The following is a 16637-nucleotide window of genomic DNA, read 5'->3' as shown; positions in this document are numbered from 1 at the left end:
GCCCAATATGGCAGTCGCCAGTTTCGCCAACGGCTCTGGCGTTACCGCATGCGCCGAAGCATGAGTCGTCGTGGAAACTGTTGGGATAATGCACCAATAGAGCGTGTGTTTCGCAGCTTGAAAACTGAATGGGTACCGACTGTGGGCTACATGACAGCTCAAGAAGCTTACCGCGACAGCACATATTTGAGATAAGCATACGGATCATGCCCGTTGATGCGCGCCGACTGGATAAGACTCATGATCGCCGCCGCCCGCTTGCCGCTGCGCAGCGCCCCTGCAAATAACCAGTTCGACCTCCCAAGTGCCCACGGCCGGATTAGGTTCTCGATTTGATTGTTGTCGACGGGCACAGCAACATCTTCCAAGTAGCGCGTCAGCGTTACCCCGCGTTTGAGGTTGTATCCAGAGCTTTGGCCGTGACCGAACCCTCGGGCACAAGTTCGCGTTGGGCCAGCATCCACTCGTGCAGTTTTTTGGCCATGGGCACCGCAATCGCCTGCGATCTTTGTCGCTCATTTCCTTCGCGTTTCGCTCGACTTCGTACAGTCCGCCAATCGAGTGAAACGTTTGCTCCGCCAACTGGCTTTTATTGGCGATATGCAAGTCGAAGAAAGTGCGGGGCGCATGGGCCATGCAGCCAATTTCGGTGATGCCCAGCTCGAAGCTGGCCTTGTAGCCGGAAAAGTCGTCACATACCAGCTTACCGTTCTAGGTGCAAGTTACGCACATGGTCGCCGGCACGGCTGGGGCTGAAGTCGTAGAGCACGGCTTTGAGTGTCGAAAACGGCGTCGTACTGTAGGCCCAGACATAGGCGCGGTGGGTTTCTTCTCGCCTGGCGCCAGCATTTGTACCTACGTTTCATCGGCGTGAACCACGCGCTGGGCCAACTCTAATTCGCGCAGCGCATCGACCAGGGGCTGAAGCTGCACGCCAGTTTGGCCCACCCACTGTACCAGGGTCGAACCCGGGATGGTCAGACCGGCACGACCGAAGATCTTTTCCTGTCGATACAGCGGCAGGTGGTCGGCGAACTTGGCCACCATCACATGGGCCAGTAGGCCCGCTGTTGAGATGCCCTTATCGATTACCTGCGGCGGCACCGGCGCCTGGATAAGCGTTTCGAATTGGCGGCAGGCCCATTTCTCACGAACGTGCTGTTCGACGGTGAACGCGCCCGGGGTGTAGTCCAGCTTCTCACTGACATCTTCGCCGATACGCTGAAGCTGGCAGCCGCAGGTGCATTGGGTGTTGTCTGGCTCGTGATGGATTACGGTACGCGGGAACTGCGGCGGTAACGGCGCACGCTTGGGTTGCTGGCGTGGTTCTGTCTGCGCAGGTGCGGTATGAAGGGCTTTTAACTCTGCCTCAATGGTTCGAGGTCGGTATTGAGCAGGCTGCCTTGCGCCGGGCTGATCTGCTCGCTGCGCTTGGCGAACTTGTGGCGCTTGAGAATGGCGATTTCGTGAGTAAGTTACTCAATGATCGTCTTATTACGATAAATCTTTCCGTCCTGGGTCTCGATCTTGGACATTAACTGGGCAGCCAGTGCGCGCAGTTGTTCGGAAGTCATTTGGTCGAGATAGGGTAAGGAAGTCATGCAGTGGATTTTACCAAAGCAGCCCGCGTGCTACAGCTGAAAGGAGCGTTTAAGCAATGTAATTACGTCGCCCGCACCGACTTGATGCCAGGGGCAATCCAAGTACCAGCGCCTGAAGTTGTTCAGGGGCGAATTCGATCTCCGTCCCACGATGGATGCCTGGCCAATGAAACTTACCTTGGTTCAAGCGCCGCGCCGCCAGCCAGATACCGAAGCCGTCGTGCACTAGGATTTTCATCCGGTTCGCCCGGTGGTTGGCAAAGAGGTAAGCGCAGTGCGGCTTCGCCGCACCGAACACCGCGACAACTCTGGCCAACGCGGTCTCAGTACCCGCGCGCATGTCAATGGGCTCGGTGGCGAGCCAGACGAGACACGAATCATTGGGCCAGACCACGAATAAAACACGCGCAGCCGTCCGGATCCGAGGTTGGCCATTACGGTGATGAATTTATTGCCCACAGGCAGCTAGATAATCACTATCTCTTCCGTTGCTCGTCTTGGTACCGCTTTTAACGGAACGAAAGCCGGCAAGGTTGCAGGAGATTGATGCTGGTAAATCGGTAGCCACTTATCAGCAGAACCCAGTGGACTTCAATCTAAGAATTCCTGTTGCTGCGGCAATCTCAGTGATAGAGGCCTCCTCTCGCTGATACGGTAGCAGTTTGGATTCTGACAATATTCGTTTCTGCATAATCAAAATCACTAAGAGTAGGTAAAGTTAACACTTTAGATTGCCTTATTCACCTAATTTAATTGGGGCTATTTAGTTCTACCTGCATTTAGATCCGTATCGGACCATGGACGCCAATCATCTGTATTGGAATTTAACCCGTTCCGGCTGCTAAGATTAGTACCACCGGCTAAAAATTTCTTCCACAGATTTTCGTTTTGAGGGTCGCCGTCCTTATGAAGATAAGGTGCGAGACGCGAAAGTGAACTGCCTCGTCTGCCTTCAGCTTCCTTGAAATGTTTCCATTCATCCGCCTGAAACTCAAACATTGACTTATCATCAGGCGTGTCCCGGCTGCCGTACATGTAAGTAGCGTAGCGGGCATATTCTAGCTTATCACCCCAATTCTCATGGGTGACACCAGAGTCAGCAAGATTTTTGAAAAACTTACCCTCCGAATCAGTTATTTTTTGTAGCTTCGCATGCTGTACTGCTTCGGCAATCAGAGTGCCTGCTATACCAAAGATGACCCCTGCGACGGAAAATATAGGTCCTGCGATTCGAGCTCCTATAGCCAGGCCGCGGACTACCGTAGTAGCTACATCCCCACTCAGTGCAGCCGCCAAATGAGCACCTTTGGGCGCAAACATAGCGACCGTGTTTGAGATAGCCGTACCTGTGCCGGAAATGCCTGAGCCAAGTGAGAACGCGGCGTCCACCTTCTGCAAATCAGACTTTGCATCTCGGAGCTTACGTGCACCAGACACAATATCCATCACTCCTCCTGTCACGTCCAATGCCGATCCACCCATGAAGCGCAAGAAAGAACGTCCCGCTGCCTCGGCAAAGCTATTTGTCTTTAAGTCTCCTGCGTGACCAGGAATATCTCTGACCCCCATCTTTTCTCCAAGGGCCTGGACGGTTTTATCGTATTCTTTTACCCCCTCCGCCGACAAATTTCCAACATCAAGATGTTTAAGGGTATCGGAAGAGGCCTTAACGCGTTCACTAATAGCGTCTGTAAGAGCATCAGATTTCGCGATTTTCTGTTTGTTCCAGAGGTCAGGAAAGTTGTCGTCCAGCATGCCGAGCCATTGAGTGGCCTTGATTTTTGGCTGGCGTTTGCCATCAATGTCAACCGCTGGGTCATAAGAATGCCTGCCGCCAGCAATTTCCGCTAAATTTGAGCCGAATTTTAAAAAGTCGTTGGTGCTACTTAACCCTCCAATAAGATCACGCGTAGCAGCAATTTTCTGGTCATCTGTCATACCCTTGCCGCCATTGGCCAGTTGCATCGCAGCGCTGACCAGACTCACGGTACCGTTCATCGCGCCTAGTGATCCGGAGGAGCTTGCTGAATGCAGAAATTTTTTGAGAGAACCAGCTGTGGCCTCTCTATTGTTTGCAAGCCCCTTAAGTTGGTTATCAACGACCTTGTCAATCGCATTAGGATCTCCACTGATAGTAGCAAGGTGTAAAGCAGCTGAGATCTTCTTATTTTCATCCGGCGTCAAATGTTTTATATGCCCATCAAGAATATCTACCTCATCTTTCATTTTTTTATATAAATCGTAAGTCTTGTCACCCTTGTCCATCACACCCGTAGCTGTGCTAAGGCCAGACTTAATTATACTTAGGGTAGAGGTCAGTCCAGTTTGAGAATTTTTCGACGACACCTTGTCTGGGTTTTCAACGTATGTGTTCAATTGGTGCGTCATCATATTTTGATCAAAGGCTTGGCGGCGCGCGGTATAGCTATCTGGCTCTAAGATACGGAGAGATTCAAAATATCTATCCACGTCCAGCTCTGCGATTTTTTGCTTTTGCGGGTCACCAGAGTCGTTCATGGCGATCACATATTCTTCAAATTTTGTATTCGCTTCACGTGTGTGCTGCTTGAAAAGAGCTGGGAATACTTGTTCGCGAACCTCCTTTAATTGTTCGCCGGGTAAAGTGCTAATATTTTTTTGGAGCTCTTTATCGTAACGACGTTTTATATCATCCTTGCCCATCAAGATTGAAATCTGTTTAGCGAGCTTTTTTTCATCAACGATATCCTTAACATCTTTTCCGCTTAGTTTCGCAGGTTTAACGTTCGTCCGCCGATAAGTACTGTTACTACTAGCGTCCATATTATTAACGGACTCTACATATCCGTGCAGCTCGTAACCGTCACTAAGCGCAGCTTGGCCCTCCATGAAATTAACTAACTTAGCTTCGTCCGAATTTTCTTTCAATTTCCCGCTCTTAATGTCGTCGCGAATACCATTGACAAAGCTTTCCGCGGTCTGGCTTCCCACGGTTTTGTGGTTGACCAGTTCCATATCCATCAAACCTTCAGCACCAAAGCTAGGGATTTCGTATTTTTCACGCAAAGACTGTACATCCTTAGGCTCCTTGGGAGGGGCAGCTTTATTGGTATGTATCCTATCTTTAACACTGAAAAGCTCGCCTTTAAGACTGTTGAAGCCAAACTTTCCAAAGTCTTGCAAACGGCCCGCTTCTGTACCATGCCTGGCATCACCATCTTTGGTAAAACCATCAATTTTGTCATTATCTTTATTGATTGAAAGTTTACCAGTTAGTTCTTTGCCGTTTTCATCGAAGCTAACCACATGCTTGAGTACTTGAGTGGCTCGATAGGCCGCATCGGCGTCACTGTTAAAATCGCCGACTTGTTTTTTAAGTTTATCCTTCACACCGCTTTGGTTACCCAAGTTTTTTAACAAGGGCGAGGAATCTATAATCTCTTTGGCTGAACGTTTATCGCCATCAGGACGTTTTGCATTGGCTGAAAGATCAGACTTTACTAGCTCTCCGCGTAAACTTGAATAACCAAATTTTCCGAAATCTTGCAAGCGTCCGGCTTCCGTACCGTGCTCAGCTTCACCATCTTTAGTAAAGCCATCAATGCTCGAATTATTTTTACCTAGGGCGTCATAACCAGAAAGCATTTTGCCATTCTCATCGACGCTGACTACATGCTCCAGGACCTTAACAGCGCGATAAGCAGCATCAGCATCTTTTTCAAAGTCGCCCACTTGCTTTTTTAGATTATCTTTCACTCCGTTCTGATTGCCCAGGTTTTTCAGAAGGTTACTTTCATTTATTATTTGCCGAGCTGATCGGCTGTCCCCTTCAGGACGTTTTTGGCCTTTGCCGAGTTCATTGTTTGTAGACGCTTTGGATGAAGAAGATTTAGCTTTAAGTTTTGCGCTTGAAGAAGCTAACTTCACGGAGCTTTCCCAAAGCTTTGTAGACTTCTTATCAGAGTCCGAAGTGTGTTTGGTGCTTTTTTCTACTTTGGTTATCATGGAAGAAATCTCTAAATTATTTATATGCTTAATAGAAAATCATAAATTTAGGTCTGATAGACCAAGCAAGGTGCTCTCGTGTAAATCAATATCCATGCCCTAGTGATGATATGACATCAACCTAGCCTAAATGAGGAGTCAGTAAAATGATTTTTCACAAGAATTCACAGTTGTGCTTGCCTTAATACGTTTTTCACGGTTTCATGAGTGTAATGATTTCGTTCCTGTTGGAACTCATATTTAAATAGCATGCATATGGGGTTTTTTGATTAACGTTGCAATTATGCGGCTATGCGGCGCATATTTCTCCGCTCGACAAGGACAAGAGTGGTTTGGCGAAATTTTTTTGGCGCGCCTCGATTTCACGAAAATTCACAGCATTTAATTTTTTGATATGCGTAACAATATTTTTCGCGAGAGGAGCGTGCTGAACCAGTTTTATAAACGCTGCTCAAGCATCAAGCTAGCGGCCGCTTTTGCGGCTAATAATATTCATATTGTTGAGGATATTCCCAATGAATCCAGTTTCCCCAGCCAACTCTGGTGGCGCAGACGCAGCAATCGAAAAAATGGAAGCTACATTCAATATGGCCATTGAAAAATCGTCAAAAATTACAGAGCTATCTACAGCAAAAAAAGCTGAGCTCGATGCAACCAAGCAACGCCCTCAAAACTAACCTCGCTGCGTGGCGTGCAGTCGAAAGGCTGCTCGCCTGCCTAGCTTTTTTTTGGTTAAAATTGAGTTTTTAATGATGTAGTCTTTTTTGTGTGCACGTAATTTAGATATAACCGATGATCACTTTTATTTTTTGAGGCTCTGATTTTTCCACCCTTATTGAAAACGGCATCTAACCTCTAGGCTTAAGCGAGCTTCGCTCTACTTTAGACCATTTAGTAAAAACGTATTCACCGAACGGAAATTTACGCCAGTAATAAAGATGGTGGTAAAAGTAGTTCTCAATAACCAAAAGATATTAAATAAAGCAGCCATGCGCCTTAATTTCGGCCGGTCTGGTGGCGCATATCTCGGTAGCATCTTGCTGTGCAGCTTAGCATGTTTAATCAACATTCATCAATTGTAGAGCAATCGTCAAATTTCGTCTCTCGACTTGAATCGCCTAAGCAAGGCGGATTCGGATAGACATATTACGATTCTAGGTATCACGAGCGTTGCTCGCCTGCCTGGTGGTGTAATTCAATCGGGGCAAATCTGTTGTTGTCGTTATTTTTATTCGTCAGCGTGTTTGCTGATAGCATGAACTCAATATCTCATTTCAGTTGCCTGCCATACTAAATTTTCTACATCTAGCCTAGGTAAAACGCCTGACCACTGCGACGCTTGTGCACGCTACTCTACTGAATTAAGGGTCACTGGGAGTCCTGTAGTCAATAATGTCACCGAGCTCCATCGCCATAGCGAAGTCTTTGGTTGCTAAATCGTGCTGGGCCAACCTCCATTCATGCAAAATTTTGAAAGATGGTAATTGGAATTTTTTGAAATATTTGCCAATAATAGTCATTATTGGTCTCTCGCGGCTTGCCCCTCTACAACTGACGTTCGACCTCATACAAGTAGCTGATAGAGTGCAGCACTTGTTCTGTCACTGAATTTTATTAACCATGTGCCGATCAAAAGATTGCCAAGTGCATCGATGGTTTAGCTGATTTCGGAGATGTCTTGTTAAAACGCCTTTGTAGTGGTTAGCCATTTCATACGACAAGAAAGTTGCCTGTCTGCTTGAACATACGTTTGGGATAGAGTCGTACAAGCCTTGAGTGTTAAAAGTGGCTTGGTGCGTAGGCCTATACTTAAGCGATATAAGCCTTCTTCTCAACTGGCGCAAGCATTTGCACTGGCGTTTCGTCCGCGTAGCGCCTCTAATAACCGCTGGAGTTGCACTAGGTTTGCTCATCCAATGCGTCGTGTTCGAGCGAGTAATTGCCATCCCCGCACGACCAAAGATTTCTCCTGCCATTACAACAGAGATAAATAATGGACAAACTTCGTCGCCGTTGTATGTATCAAAATGTCTGCGGTCTGACTGCTTTCATCGCTCAGTTGGGCCAGAACTGATGCTTAGACCAGTACTTCGCACTGTCCTCCGCATCCATTTTCTACGTACATACTGCTCAACGGGACGTACCTTTGGTGTAGTCTGCTTCTCGCTCAAGCATCGGCCGATGCTCTGTAGATAGATATGATATTGATTGATAAGCTGCACCCATTTTAAGATTTTAAACGGAGTTACCAAAGTTTCTTAATTCGTTTCAGGCATTCTGTGAATTATTGAGAAGGTGGCCCTATTCCAAATTCGTTAAATCGAAGGATGGCTTAAACAGGGCTGCATTCATCTCGGTGGCTGCCATGATATTGGCCGCGAAGGGCAAGCGAGGCTTTCCAATTGCGAAAGATTGATGCGAATCGCGTCGGTGGACGGTACTACTAAATGCCTAAGTAGCGGAATGTCGCGTGGCCAAAATTTTTGTACTTTAACTTATTAAGGCCGCTCATGTGCAGATTTTTTTAAAATTTCAGGTAGGTTAAAGAATTGTGTCTGCGTAGCTAGGAGAGGCTCTAGAGAGAGGATTAAGCATTACGTCAGATCATTAAGAGTGCTGCAGATATGAGGTATGCGAGTCCACCAAACAGCTAAGAATTGAATTCAAGAAGATTTAAGTGGTTTTTGATATTGAGGTATATGCAATAAAGTCATATGCAGGCCATCAATAATCTGTTTGCTTGTTCAGCAATAAGTTGTTCGTATGAAGTTGGATCTTGTGAGGTTAACTATTTTTCGGTTTGCTGGTCTGCATATAATTTCCTGAGAATTAGCAGTCGGAACTATATGCTGGATTCAAATAATTTAGATAGCTAAATACATCACATGTAACTTTTGGGTTTGCTATTACGTGCTTCGTATTAGGGTGTAAAAATAAGAAAAGCGGCTCTTACCAATGAAATTTGTAAGTGCCGCTGATGTCGATGGGTAAAGAGATGTAGGAAGTTTTTAGTAATTCGTTTGCAGGTCTTTAGGCAGTTTGTTTTTTGGGCAATAAGTATAAATTGTATTGTCAGAAACGTATTGAAAATGATTAGGATCCTTAACTAGGATTTTGTCTTTTTCAGTGAATGTTGTGCCCGACCCGTCGCCGGAGTCATTGCACGTCTGGCTAATTTCAAAAACCGTGCCGCGTGCTGATTTGCTCTTAGAAATAACTTTCGCTACACATTTACTTGTATGCGCAGTACTAATGCCTTTGCCGTTATATTCCTTAATATCAGCGTTAGGCGGATTGCCGCAATCGGTTCCGGAAATTACATATATTCCTCGGTTGAGCGATTCATATACACCTGGGGAAGCATTAATTTCAGTAGAGTTGAAGATGGCTATGCCACAAATTATGATTATTGAAAAGCTTATATTTTTCATAAAGTCTCCCGGTCTAAATATTTTTACTCGCGTTACCGAAACAAAACTAGCATTCTTCAATAGGAAATCTAGTAGTTTTCGTAATATTTCACAAATATTCACAGGCGCCTACCAATTTTGAGTGCTGGAGTTATAAAATTTAGCGATACCAATATTCAAGACTCTACATTGCGTTCTCTGAAGTGGCTGAAATACCTCCTTGTGCGTTAATTGGATTGCCCGTAGCATCACATATATTTTCAATCTCTACTTTGAGCATCGACTGGAGATGTCTGTGGATACCCAGCGATTTACGTAGAATTCAAATCCGAAGCAGTCAGGCAGGTCATTGAGCGCGGATACTCTGTTGCGGAAACAGCTGAAATGCTTCGGATTTTCGACTATCAGCCTCTCCAAGTGGGAACCCCGTGAGCCCTGAAAAACTGAGAAGCAGGCCAGCAACCTTCTATAAACCCAAGGCGAAATTGTATGATTACGAGTCCATATGCTGAACTTGGAAGAAGGTTGCGAAATATTAAAAAAACAGCGCGGTATTTTGCCGGAGAACCCGAAGTGAAATACAGCTTTATGAACGAGCATGAGTACCACTATGCTGCGTCGGATTATGCAAGTTTCTCGTATTAAGTACTATCAATAGCTAAGCCTATATCAGATCGTGAAAAAAGAGAATGGTCGGCTGTTACGGCTGATTGTCACATACATCCGAAAGTTGAAGAAGCAGTTATATCTGAGCATCTTGCTGAATCTCTAATGCTTGCGAGTTGTTCGGCTGGTTTATGAAGCCAGCGCTAGATAAGAAGTTGGCGTAGGATGCATTGTTAATGGCGTTGAATTACTTTACAATCGAACGCATTGTCACGGTCATCTGGACGGCATCAGTCCTGATGGCTTTGAAAGTGCCTCACTTTGAAGCTGGAAAATATCCATGGTAGCTAGAATAGTTTATACCACATTCTTCTAACCAGATTTTTGCTTGCCGCGGTCTAGCAGTAGCGGATATCACTACTCTTAGCCTAGACGTGCGCGGTTTGTACGCGGCGTTTATGAGTGAAACGTTCTGCACCGAAACAGGTACTACTGCTCTAACTTGTCCACAGCTTACAAGCGCGATCTAGGAAATCGCCGACTTTACCTGATGCATACGCGGGGCAGGGGGCAAGCCTCTGTTACGGCAGGCCATGATTTTAGATGTCGTAATTTATTGTCGTCCGATGTGTTATTTACGATCAGCTAAAATACTCTATGGAAAAAAATAATTTTTTTTGTCACTTGCAATGAATGGTAAAAAGGCGTGTGGGCCGGCGCTGAGGAAATGCTTTTATATAAAAAAAATGAAAAGATTATAAGGGAAATTATCGTTAAAATAGTAAGGTTTCGCTTTGAAATCTTTATTTTTTGTTTACGCCTATTCATTTTCTCTTTGCTCATAACATTTAAGGTGATAATTCATCTCGCTAATTTATCAATAGGTCCGCTCCATTCGGTTCTATTCGTTATGTTATATCGTATTTGTACGATTTTGTAAACAAGAATAATATGCACTTTTTTGGTTCGCTACTAATCTAGTGTATTTCATGGGGGGGCTCCCCTTCCTTATTTTTTGGTCGAGCTAAAGGTGTGGATGATAGAGGCGTCCACTTTAGTCTTCTGCGAAGTGACAAAGCTTTGTTCTGCAAGCAGCAATCATGATTTCCCTGGTGCTCATTGCAAGTTGTTGCATTTTTAGCAGGAGGCATAAACTCATCATCCTGACATCTTCGGGTATTAGAGCGCTGAAAGTCAGCCTAGCGAGTCGGCACATTTTAGTAATTTCGTGTAGTGTTTCTGAATGGGAGATATATTGAGGGAAAACCAGTTCTGCAGCAGGCGAGTGCGCAGCATGGTTTCAAATGGATAACACCTGCGATAAATGTATCTTGGGATAATGAGGGGCTATCAATCCGCCTCATGAAACGACTTGCTTCATCGTGACTAAAAAACGCTTGCGATGGGTCAGCTCGCGTTTACCGATATACTCGAAATTGGGAAAGCTTGTCTGAATAATGGCACTGAATTTAGTGTGGCGAGGAGCACGATGTTTTCCCCGGTAAAGTGAGCCGCGCGGTGCTGAACTGAATTGTAGATTATCTGAAAATTATGAGATGAATATCATACTTCTATGAAAAGCCTGTTCCGTTAGCAAGTCAAATACTTATCAGTTTAAAAATTGATACTATTTTGCACTTAATGGTCTGCGCAATTCCACTCACCAAGCTTTGTCACTCCGCACTTTTCACTGGCAGTATTTTTCGTGGTGCGCATGAAGGCTCACTTAAGACCGCCGGCGGGCTCCAGTTCACCGATGCGAGCTTGAGTGCTTCTGGGCGTCCTCAAAGGTCGATTTCTCTTGAGCAACGAGTCTTTCAGGTTCGGCATGGATCTTATCTGTCATTTTCCAGTCACATGTTTCACCGACATTCACACCGCGGAAGGCCCGTTGATAGTGAGCTGACATGATTTCAGTTTGCTGAATAATGATGTCGGTAGTTCTCGTAACGGGTCTCACGCTAAATTCATATTTGAAGTCCGTTGATATACGCATGGAGGAAATTGGTGGTTGTAATTGCTAGCAGCATGCGTAGCGTTTTCACAGTTTTTCACAGCGCAGAATCATTGCGTTGGTTTAGTATCGATCAAGGTGCTTGTGCTTTAGCCTGCCGGTCTGGTTCTAATATAAAATAAAGTATGAGCGTTGCAGTGTGCCGTTTTGGGACTCATTACTTTTCATTAAGTTAAAGCAGAGGTCCCTACTGCAAGTTCAGGCGGAGCTGTGGTAATGTAATTATGAAAATGGAAGTCACTCAAAATGGTTATTGAAACCTTGGTAAAACTCGCTGAGCTGGCCACTGCCAAAAAAGCTGAGCTCGACGCGGTCAAATTACGTCCTCGGAAATCCCAAGTTTTAATGAACCCCTCTATCAACATTGATCGCTTACGTCCCGGTGGTGAAGTATGTGGAGGTTGTACCACTGTCTCCCAAACTCAGTTGTTGCCGAGCGTTATGCCCACCCCCGAATTGCTTTTGAGAACGAGAACCACCTTGGGGCGGGCGGTAGGAAGCGCCGTCCGGCCGGTAAAGGAACGAGGGGATAGGCACGAGAGAATCGCGTTGAGCCTTGAAAACTTGTGCAAATCCGACGAGTTGCACAGGTATTTCGTTACTTTATAGCGTTACGTGTGTGATTATTTCGTTATCGCACCGTTTATAACCATTGCTGTTGAAGCCACGGAGTGGCAATTCCGTCTTCCAATTATCGGGCTGCCACCAATGCTTTTCGACTCGTCCAAGAAAAAAGTAATACAGCACCTTCAGCTGACCATTGCTCATCAGGCCAGACTGTTGGAGGCCATCAATCGCTCCATGGCTTGTATCGAATTCGATCTGGAGGGGATCGTGCTTAGCGCTAATGAAAACTTTTCCAAGACCATGCGCTATCTGCCCGAGCACATCATTGGCAAGGAACACCAAATATTCTGCACAGATCAGTATGTTCGCAGTAGCGAGTACACGCAGCTTTGGTCCCGCCTGCGCAGTGGCGAGTTCGTTTCGGGAACGTTTCGACGAGTTGCAGGCGACGGCAGTACGGTGTGGCTTGAGGCCAGCTATAACGCTGTACGCGACACAGACGGTAAAGTCATCAAAGTAGTCAAATATGCGACGGATGTCACAGCAAAGCTGCAAGCCGAAAGTGAAGCCCGCAACAAGCTACAGGCCATCGACCGCGCCATGGCGGTGATCGAATTCGATCTGGAAGGGCGTGTCATCGCTGCTAACGACAACTTGCTACGTCTGCTAGGTTATAGCCGCGACGAACTAATAGGGAAACACCACAGACTGCTCTGCTCTGCCGAACTGACCAGCAGTCCTGACTACAGCGAATTCTGGACGCGTCTGAAAAACGGTGCTTTTTTTAGTGGACAATTCAAACGTGTCGGCAAGCGCGGTCAAACGATTTGGCTGGAAGCGTCGTACAACCCGGTGTATGACGCCTGCGGCAAACTGAGCAAAGTGGTGAAGTACGCTTCCGACATAACCGCGCGCATCGAGAAGCATGAACGGGACTCCCGAAGTGCCGCGCAGGCATATCACATCTCGACGCAAACCCAGAAAATGGCCGAGCAAGGCACACAGGTGATTCAACAAGCTGCCAGTGAGATGCGTGAAATTTCATGCAGCATCGAAGACTCAGCTCGAATCATCGGCCAACTGGGCGCGCGTTCGGAGCAGATCACCACCATCGTCAACACTATCCACAGCATTGCGAGTCAAACCAACCTGCTGGCTCTCAACGCAGCTATCGAAGCAGCGCGCGCCGGGGATCAGGGAAGAGGCTTCGCCGTAGTGGCCGATGAAGTTCGGCAGTTGGCCAGCCGTACCACCCGTTCTACTCAAGAAATCTCCGATATGATCGAGCTGATTCAGACCGAGGTTCGGCAGGCAATCGTCAGCATTGACAATACTCGCAATAACGCCGTTAAGGGGGTGAGTCTCGCAGACCAGGCGGGATCGGCAATCGTACAGATCAGCAGCCGTACCGAAGAGGCGGTGGATGCCGTTCGGATTTTCGCTGGATTGAATCAATAATGAGGCATGTGCAACGAAGTGGTACCGCGCGTAATCATCTTGAGGGAGCACGATGAATTTCAACTCGCCGCGACCGAAGCAATCAGCCATTAGCTTTGGCCCGTTTGTGCTCATCCCCCAGTATTATCAATTGCTGAAAAACGGCGAACCTGTGCCCTTGGGCAACCGGGCTATGTTGCTGCTGATTGCATTGGCCACTCGCCCCGGCGAACTGCTCGAAAAAGCCGAGCTGCTAAGTTTGGCCTGGCCAAAAGTGGTGGTCGAGGAATGTAACCTGCGTGCACAGATCCTTACGTTGCGCCGTGCGCTGGCCGATGACGCCAATTCTGCCCGCATCGTTACCGTATCGGGGCGCGGCTACCGATTTGACGCCGTCACCACTTCCATATCGCTTGACGAAGCGCCGTTATCAGCTCCTTCAGCGCCGTTACAGCACAACGCCTGTAAGGTGTTCGGTCGAGACAAGCTTTTGAATATACTGTGCGAGCAGTTGGAAACGCGACGTTTCGTGACCCTCTCTGGCCATGCAGGGGCCGGCAAGACCACCGTTGCACAGGCCTTGGCCGACCGACTCCACCCCTTCTATCCGCAAGGTGTGATTTTCATCGATCTGGCGCCAGTAAGTCGCGGCCAACTCGTGCACGTGGTCATTGCCGCCGCGCTTAAAATCGAGTGCGACACCGACGACCCTTTGTCAGGTATTGCCAGACGACTGGCCGCGAGCAGAGCGCTGCTGATTCTAGACAACTGCGAACATGTGCTGGACGAAGTAGCTACCGCCGTCGAGGCCATCCTGTGCGATGCCTGGCAGTGTTCGATACTGGTCACCAGTCGCGAGCCGCTGCGGGTGCAAGGCGAATGTGTACATGATCTACCGCCACTGCCTTTTCCCCCTGAAACGCCGGACTTGACCCTGGAACAGGCGATGAAATACCCCGCCATTGAGCTATTGGTCGAACGCATCGCCGCGCACGACCTTGGGTATGTGCTTAACGAAAGGGATGTTCAATCCGCCGCAGCCATCTGCCGCAAGCTGGAAGGCAACGCGTTGGCCATCGAGCTCGCTGCTGCGCGGGTCAAGGCGTTCGGCATCGGTCATCTGCCGGACATGCTCGACGGTGTGTTTCGATTGCAGATGACAGGCCGTCGTACAGCCTTCCCACGACACCGTACCTTGGGAGCCGCGCTGGACTGGACCTACGCAATGCTGTCTGCACAGGAACAAGCATTGCTGCGGCAATTATCGGTTTTCTCCGGACTATTCACATTAAACGCCGTGGAGGCTGTAACCAAAGTCCAAGCCGGGGATCGGGCACAGATCATGGAAAGTCTGCTGGACAAGTCGCTGATCATGTCGCGCGAAGAACTGTCAATCAAACGGTATCGGCTGCTGGAAACAACGCGATTGTATGCTGCCCAGAAACTTGCAGAGCATGGCGAGACTGGCTCCTTGGCATTGCGTCACGCGGACTGGATACTCAATGAGCTCCAGAATGCGGTGCAGGACCTAGTCAAGCAGTCGCCTCAGGCGTGGCTTGCGCGCTATCGGGCAGATGTTGACAATGTTCGCGCCGCGCTGGAATGGGCTTATTCACCAGATGGTGATCGGGAGCTGGCGGTCGAGTTGACATTGGTAAGCGCGCCTCTTTGGTTGCGCTTATCGTTGACCGCCGAATGCTATGACTGGGTCAGTCGTGGCCTGCAATCGTTCGGCGATCACGCACCGGTTGACGAGCACCAGCGCATGCGGCTGCTTACCATCTCAGCCAGCGTCATGACACTGGCCTATGGCAGCGGCAACAAAATCCGTCAGGCGTGGCGGCAGGTGGGCGCCGATGCGCGCGCTCTGGGCGATACCAATAGTCAACTGCGTGCACTGTGGGGGCTTTGGAGTGTTTATTGCTGCGGTAATCAATACCTGCGCGCCCTAGAGCTCGCCGACCAATACGTCGAGCTCAGCAAGGACAGCCGGTGCAGCGAGCGTCAATTGCTGGGGTTACGAATGCGAGCCAATACGCAGTTTTATATGGGACGTCTTGATGATGCTTACCGCTCGGTGGTCGAGGCGCTGAGCGCGCCGTCTTCAACGAAACCTGACCTGATCGATCTTCATTTCAACCAGCGCATCGCGGCATGTTCGATCAAGTCACAGATCCAACTGCTGCAGGGCGATGTCGATGCGGCTCTGTTGGCCCTTGAGCAGAACGTCAGTCAGGCTATCAACCTTAATCACCCCGCCACGTTGTGGTACACCTTGAGCCTGAGTGCCATTCCGTTCACCTTGCTATCGGGGCGGCTTCAAAAGACCAGGCACTGTCTGTCGATGCTGCAAGAAAGCATGGAAGGTCATGACCTGTATTTGTGGCGACATATTGCCCGCGCGTTCGAACAGATCCTGCTGATACATCAAGGTGCTGCTGAAGAGGCATTGCCGTCTTTAGGAGAAGTGCTGGAGAAGCTACGCGATCAAGGTGGCAGCCCGCTGGACAGTCTGTTTCGGTGCGAGTACGCACGGGGGCTTGCCCTGCTAGGCTTGACGAATCGCGCGCTAGAGATGGTTGACGAAACGCTGAAAACTGCTATCGGGCGGCAGGAGCGTTGGCTTATCCCGAAACTATTTCAGATTAAAGCGCAAATACTAGCTCAAGAAGGCCGTGGCGTGCTTGCCTATAACGTGTTGCGACAGGCCGAGAGTGAAGCTATTTCGCAGGGAGCGAACTTCTGGTTGACGTGCCTATCCCTCGATTTAGAGCAGCTTGAGAAAGCCGAAAATTTGGTTTGCCCACCCCAAGGCACCGTGTAAGGAACTTCATTCCGAGGTCATGGATCCGGTGATAGGCCGTACGCAATAAGTCCATAAGACTCAAGATACCGCCGATGAGGCTGGGCGGCCGTTGCAATCATCACAGAGGTCGTACAGATGATAGTAATCAGCAAATCGCAGCAGCATCGGAAGAGTAATCTAATTTAGCACGGGAAGTTGATAGGGCGTTGGTA

General features: G+C 48.3%; 6 protein-coding genes and 4 pseudogenes. 6 read left to right on the top strand and 4 right to left on the bottom strand.

The annotated features are described in order from the left end of the window. A pseudogene (locus BMX59_RS14925) lies at positions 1-186 on the top strand (IS3 family transposase); the annotation flags it as partial. Here BMX59_RS14925 and BMX59_RS14920 read toward each other — a convergent pair. The 3 genes and pseudogenes from BMX59_RS14920 to BMX59_RS14910 all read right to left on the bottom strand — a co-directional run bounded on the left by BMX59_RS14920 (position 168) and on the right by BMX59_RS14910 (position 5585). Further along, positions 168-1601 (bottom strand): annotated as a pseudogene (locus BMX59_RS14920) (IS66 family transposase). The pseudogenes BMX59_RS14925 and BMX59_RS14920 overlap by 19 nt on opposite strands. Before the next feature lie 49 nt (positions 1602-1650). Next, the gene (tnpB, locus tag BMX59_RS30770) at positions 1651-1995 is read right to left on the bottom strand and encodes an IS66 family insertion sequence element accessory protein TnpB (protein WP_256572964.1); all 345 of its coding nucleotides are present in this window, start codon (positions 1993-1995) and stop codon (positions 1651-1653) included. 365 nt (positions 1996-2360) lie between these two features. Continuing rightward, the gene (locus tag BMX59_RS14910; protein ID WP_093122786.1) at positions 2361-5585 is read right to left on the bottom strand and encodes a hypothetical protein; all 3225 of its coding nucleotides are present in this window, start codon (positions 5583-5585) and stop codon (positions 2361-2363) included. Between the two features lie 515 nt (positions 5586-6100). Here BMX59_RS14910 and BMX59_RS30470 point away from each other — a divergent pair. After that, complete coding sequence (locus BMX59_RS30470; RefSeq protein ID WP_175486680.1) at positions 6101-6262, top strand: hypothetical protein; 162 nt, start codon at positions 6101-6103, stop codon at positions 6260-6262. Positions 6263-8593: 2331 nt separating this feature from the next. Here BMX59_RS30470 and BMX59_RS30155 read toward each other — a convergent pair. Beyond that, positions 8594-9016: a hypothetical protein gene (locus BMX59_RS30155; protein ID WP_139212884.1), complete on the bottom strand. Its 423-nt coding sequence runs from the start codon at positions 9014-9016 to the stop codon at positions 8594-8596. Between the two features lie 274 nt (positions 9017-9290). Between BMX59_RS30155 and BMX59_RS31110 the strand changes: the two are divergent. The 4 genes and pseudogenes from BMX59_RS31110 to BMX59_RS14895 all read left to right on the top strand — a co-directional run. After that, positions 9291-9427: pseudogene (locus BMX59_RS31110) on the top strand (transposase); the annotation flags it as partial. Between the two features lie 2896 nt (positions 9428-12323). After that, positions 12324-13100: pseudogene (locus BMX59_RS31105) on the top strand (PAS domain-containing protein); the annotation flags it as partial. A gap of 66 nt (positions 13101-13166) precedes the next feature. Beyond that, the gene (locus BMX59_RS31100) at positions 13167-13640 is read left to right on the top strand and encodes a methyl-accepting chemotaxis protein (protein WP_371914376.1); all 474 of its coding nucleotides are present in this window, start codon (positions 13167-13169) and stop codon (positions 13638-13640) included. A gap of 52 nt (positions 13641-13692) precedes the next feature. Further along, a complete protein-coding gene (locus BMX59_RS14895) occupies positions 13693-16443 on the top strand; it encodes an ATP-binding protein (RefSeq protein WP_093122773.1) in 2751 nt (916 codons plus the stop codon). Positions 16444-16637 lie beyond the last annotated feature (194 nt).

This window comes from Pseudomonas sp. NFR09 (assembly GCF_900111535.1).
GTDB lineage: Bacteria > Pseudomonadota > Gammaproteobacteria > Pseudomonadales > Pseudomonadaceae > Aquipseudomonas > Aquipseudomonas extremorientalis.
This window is presented reverse-complemented; position numbering and strand designations above follow the sequence as displayed.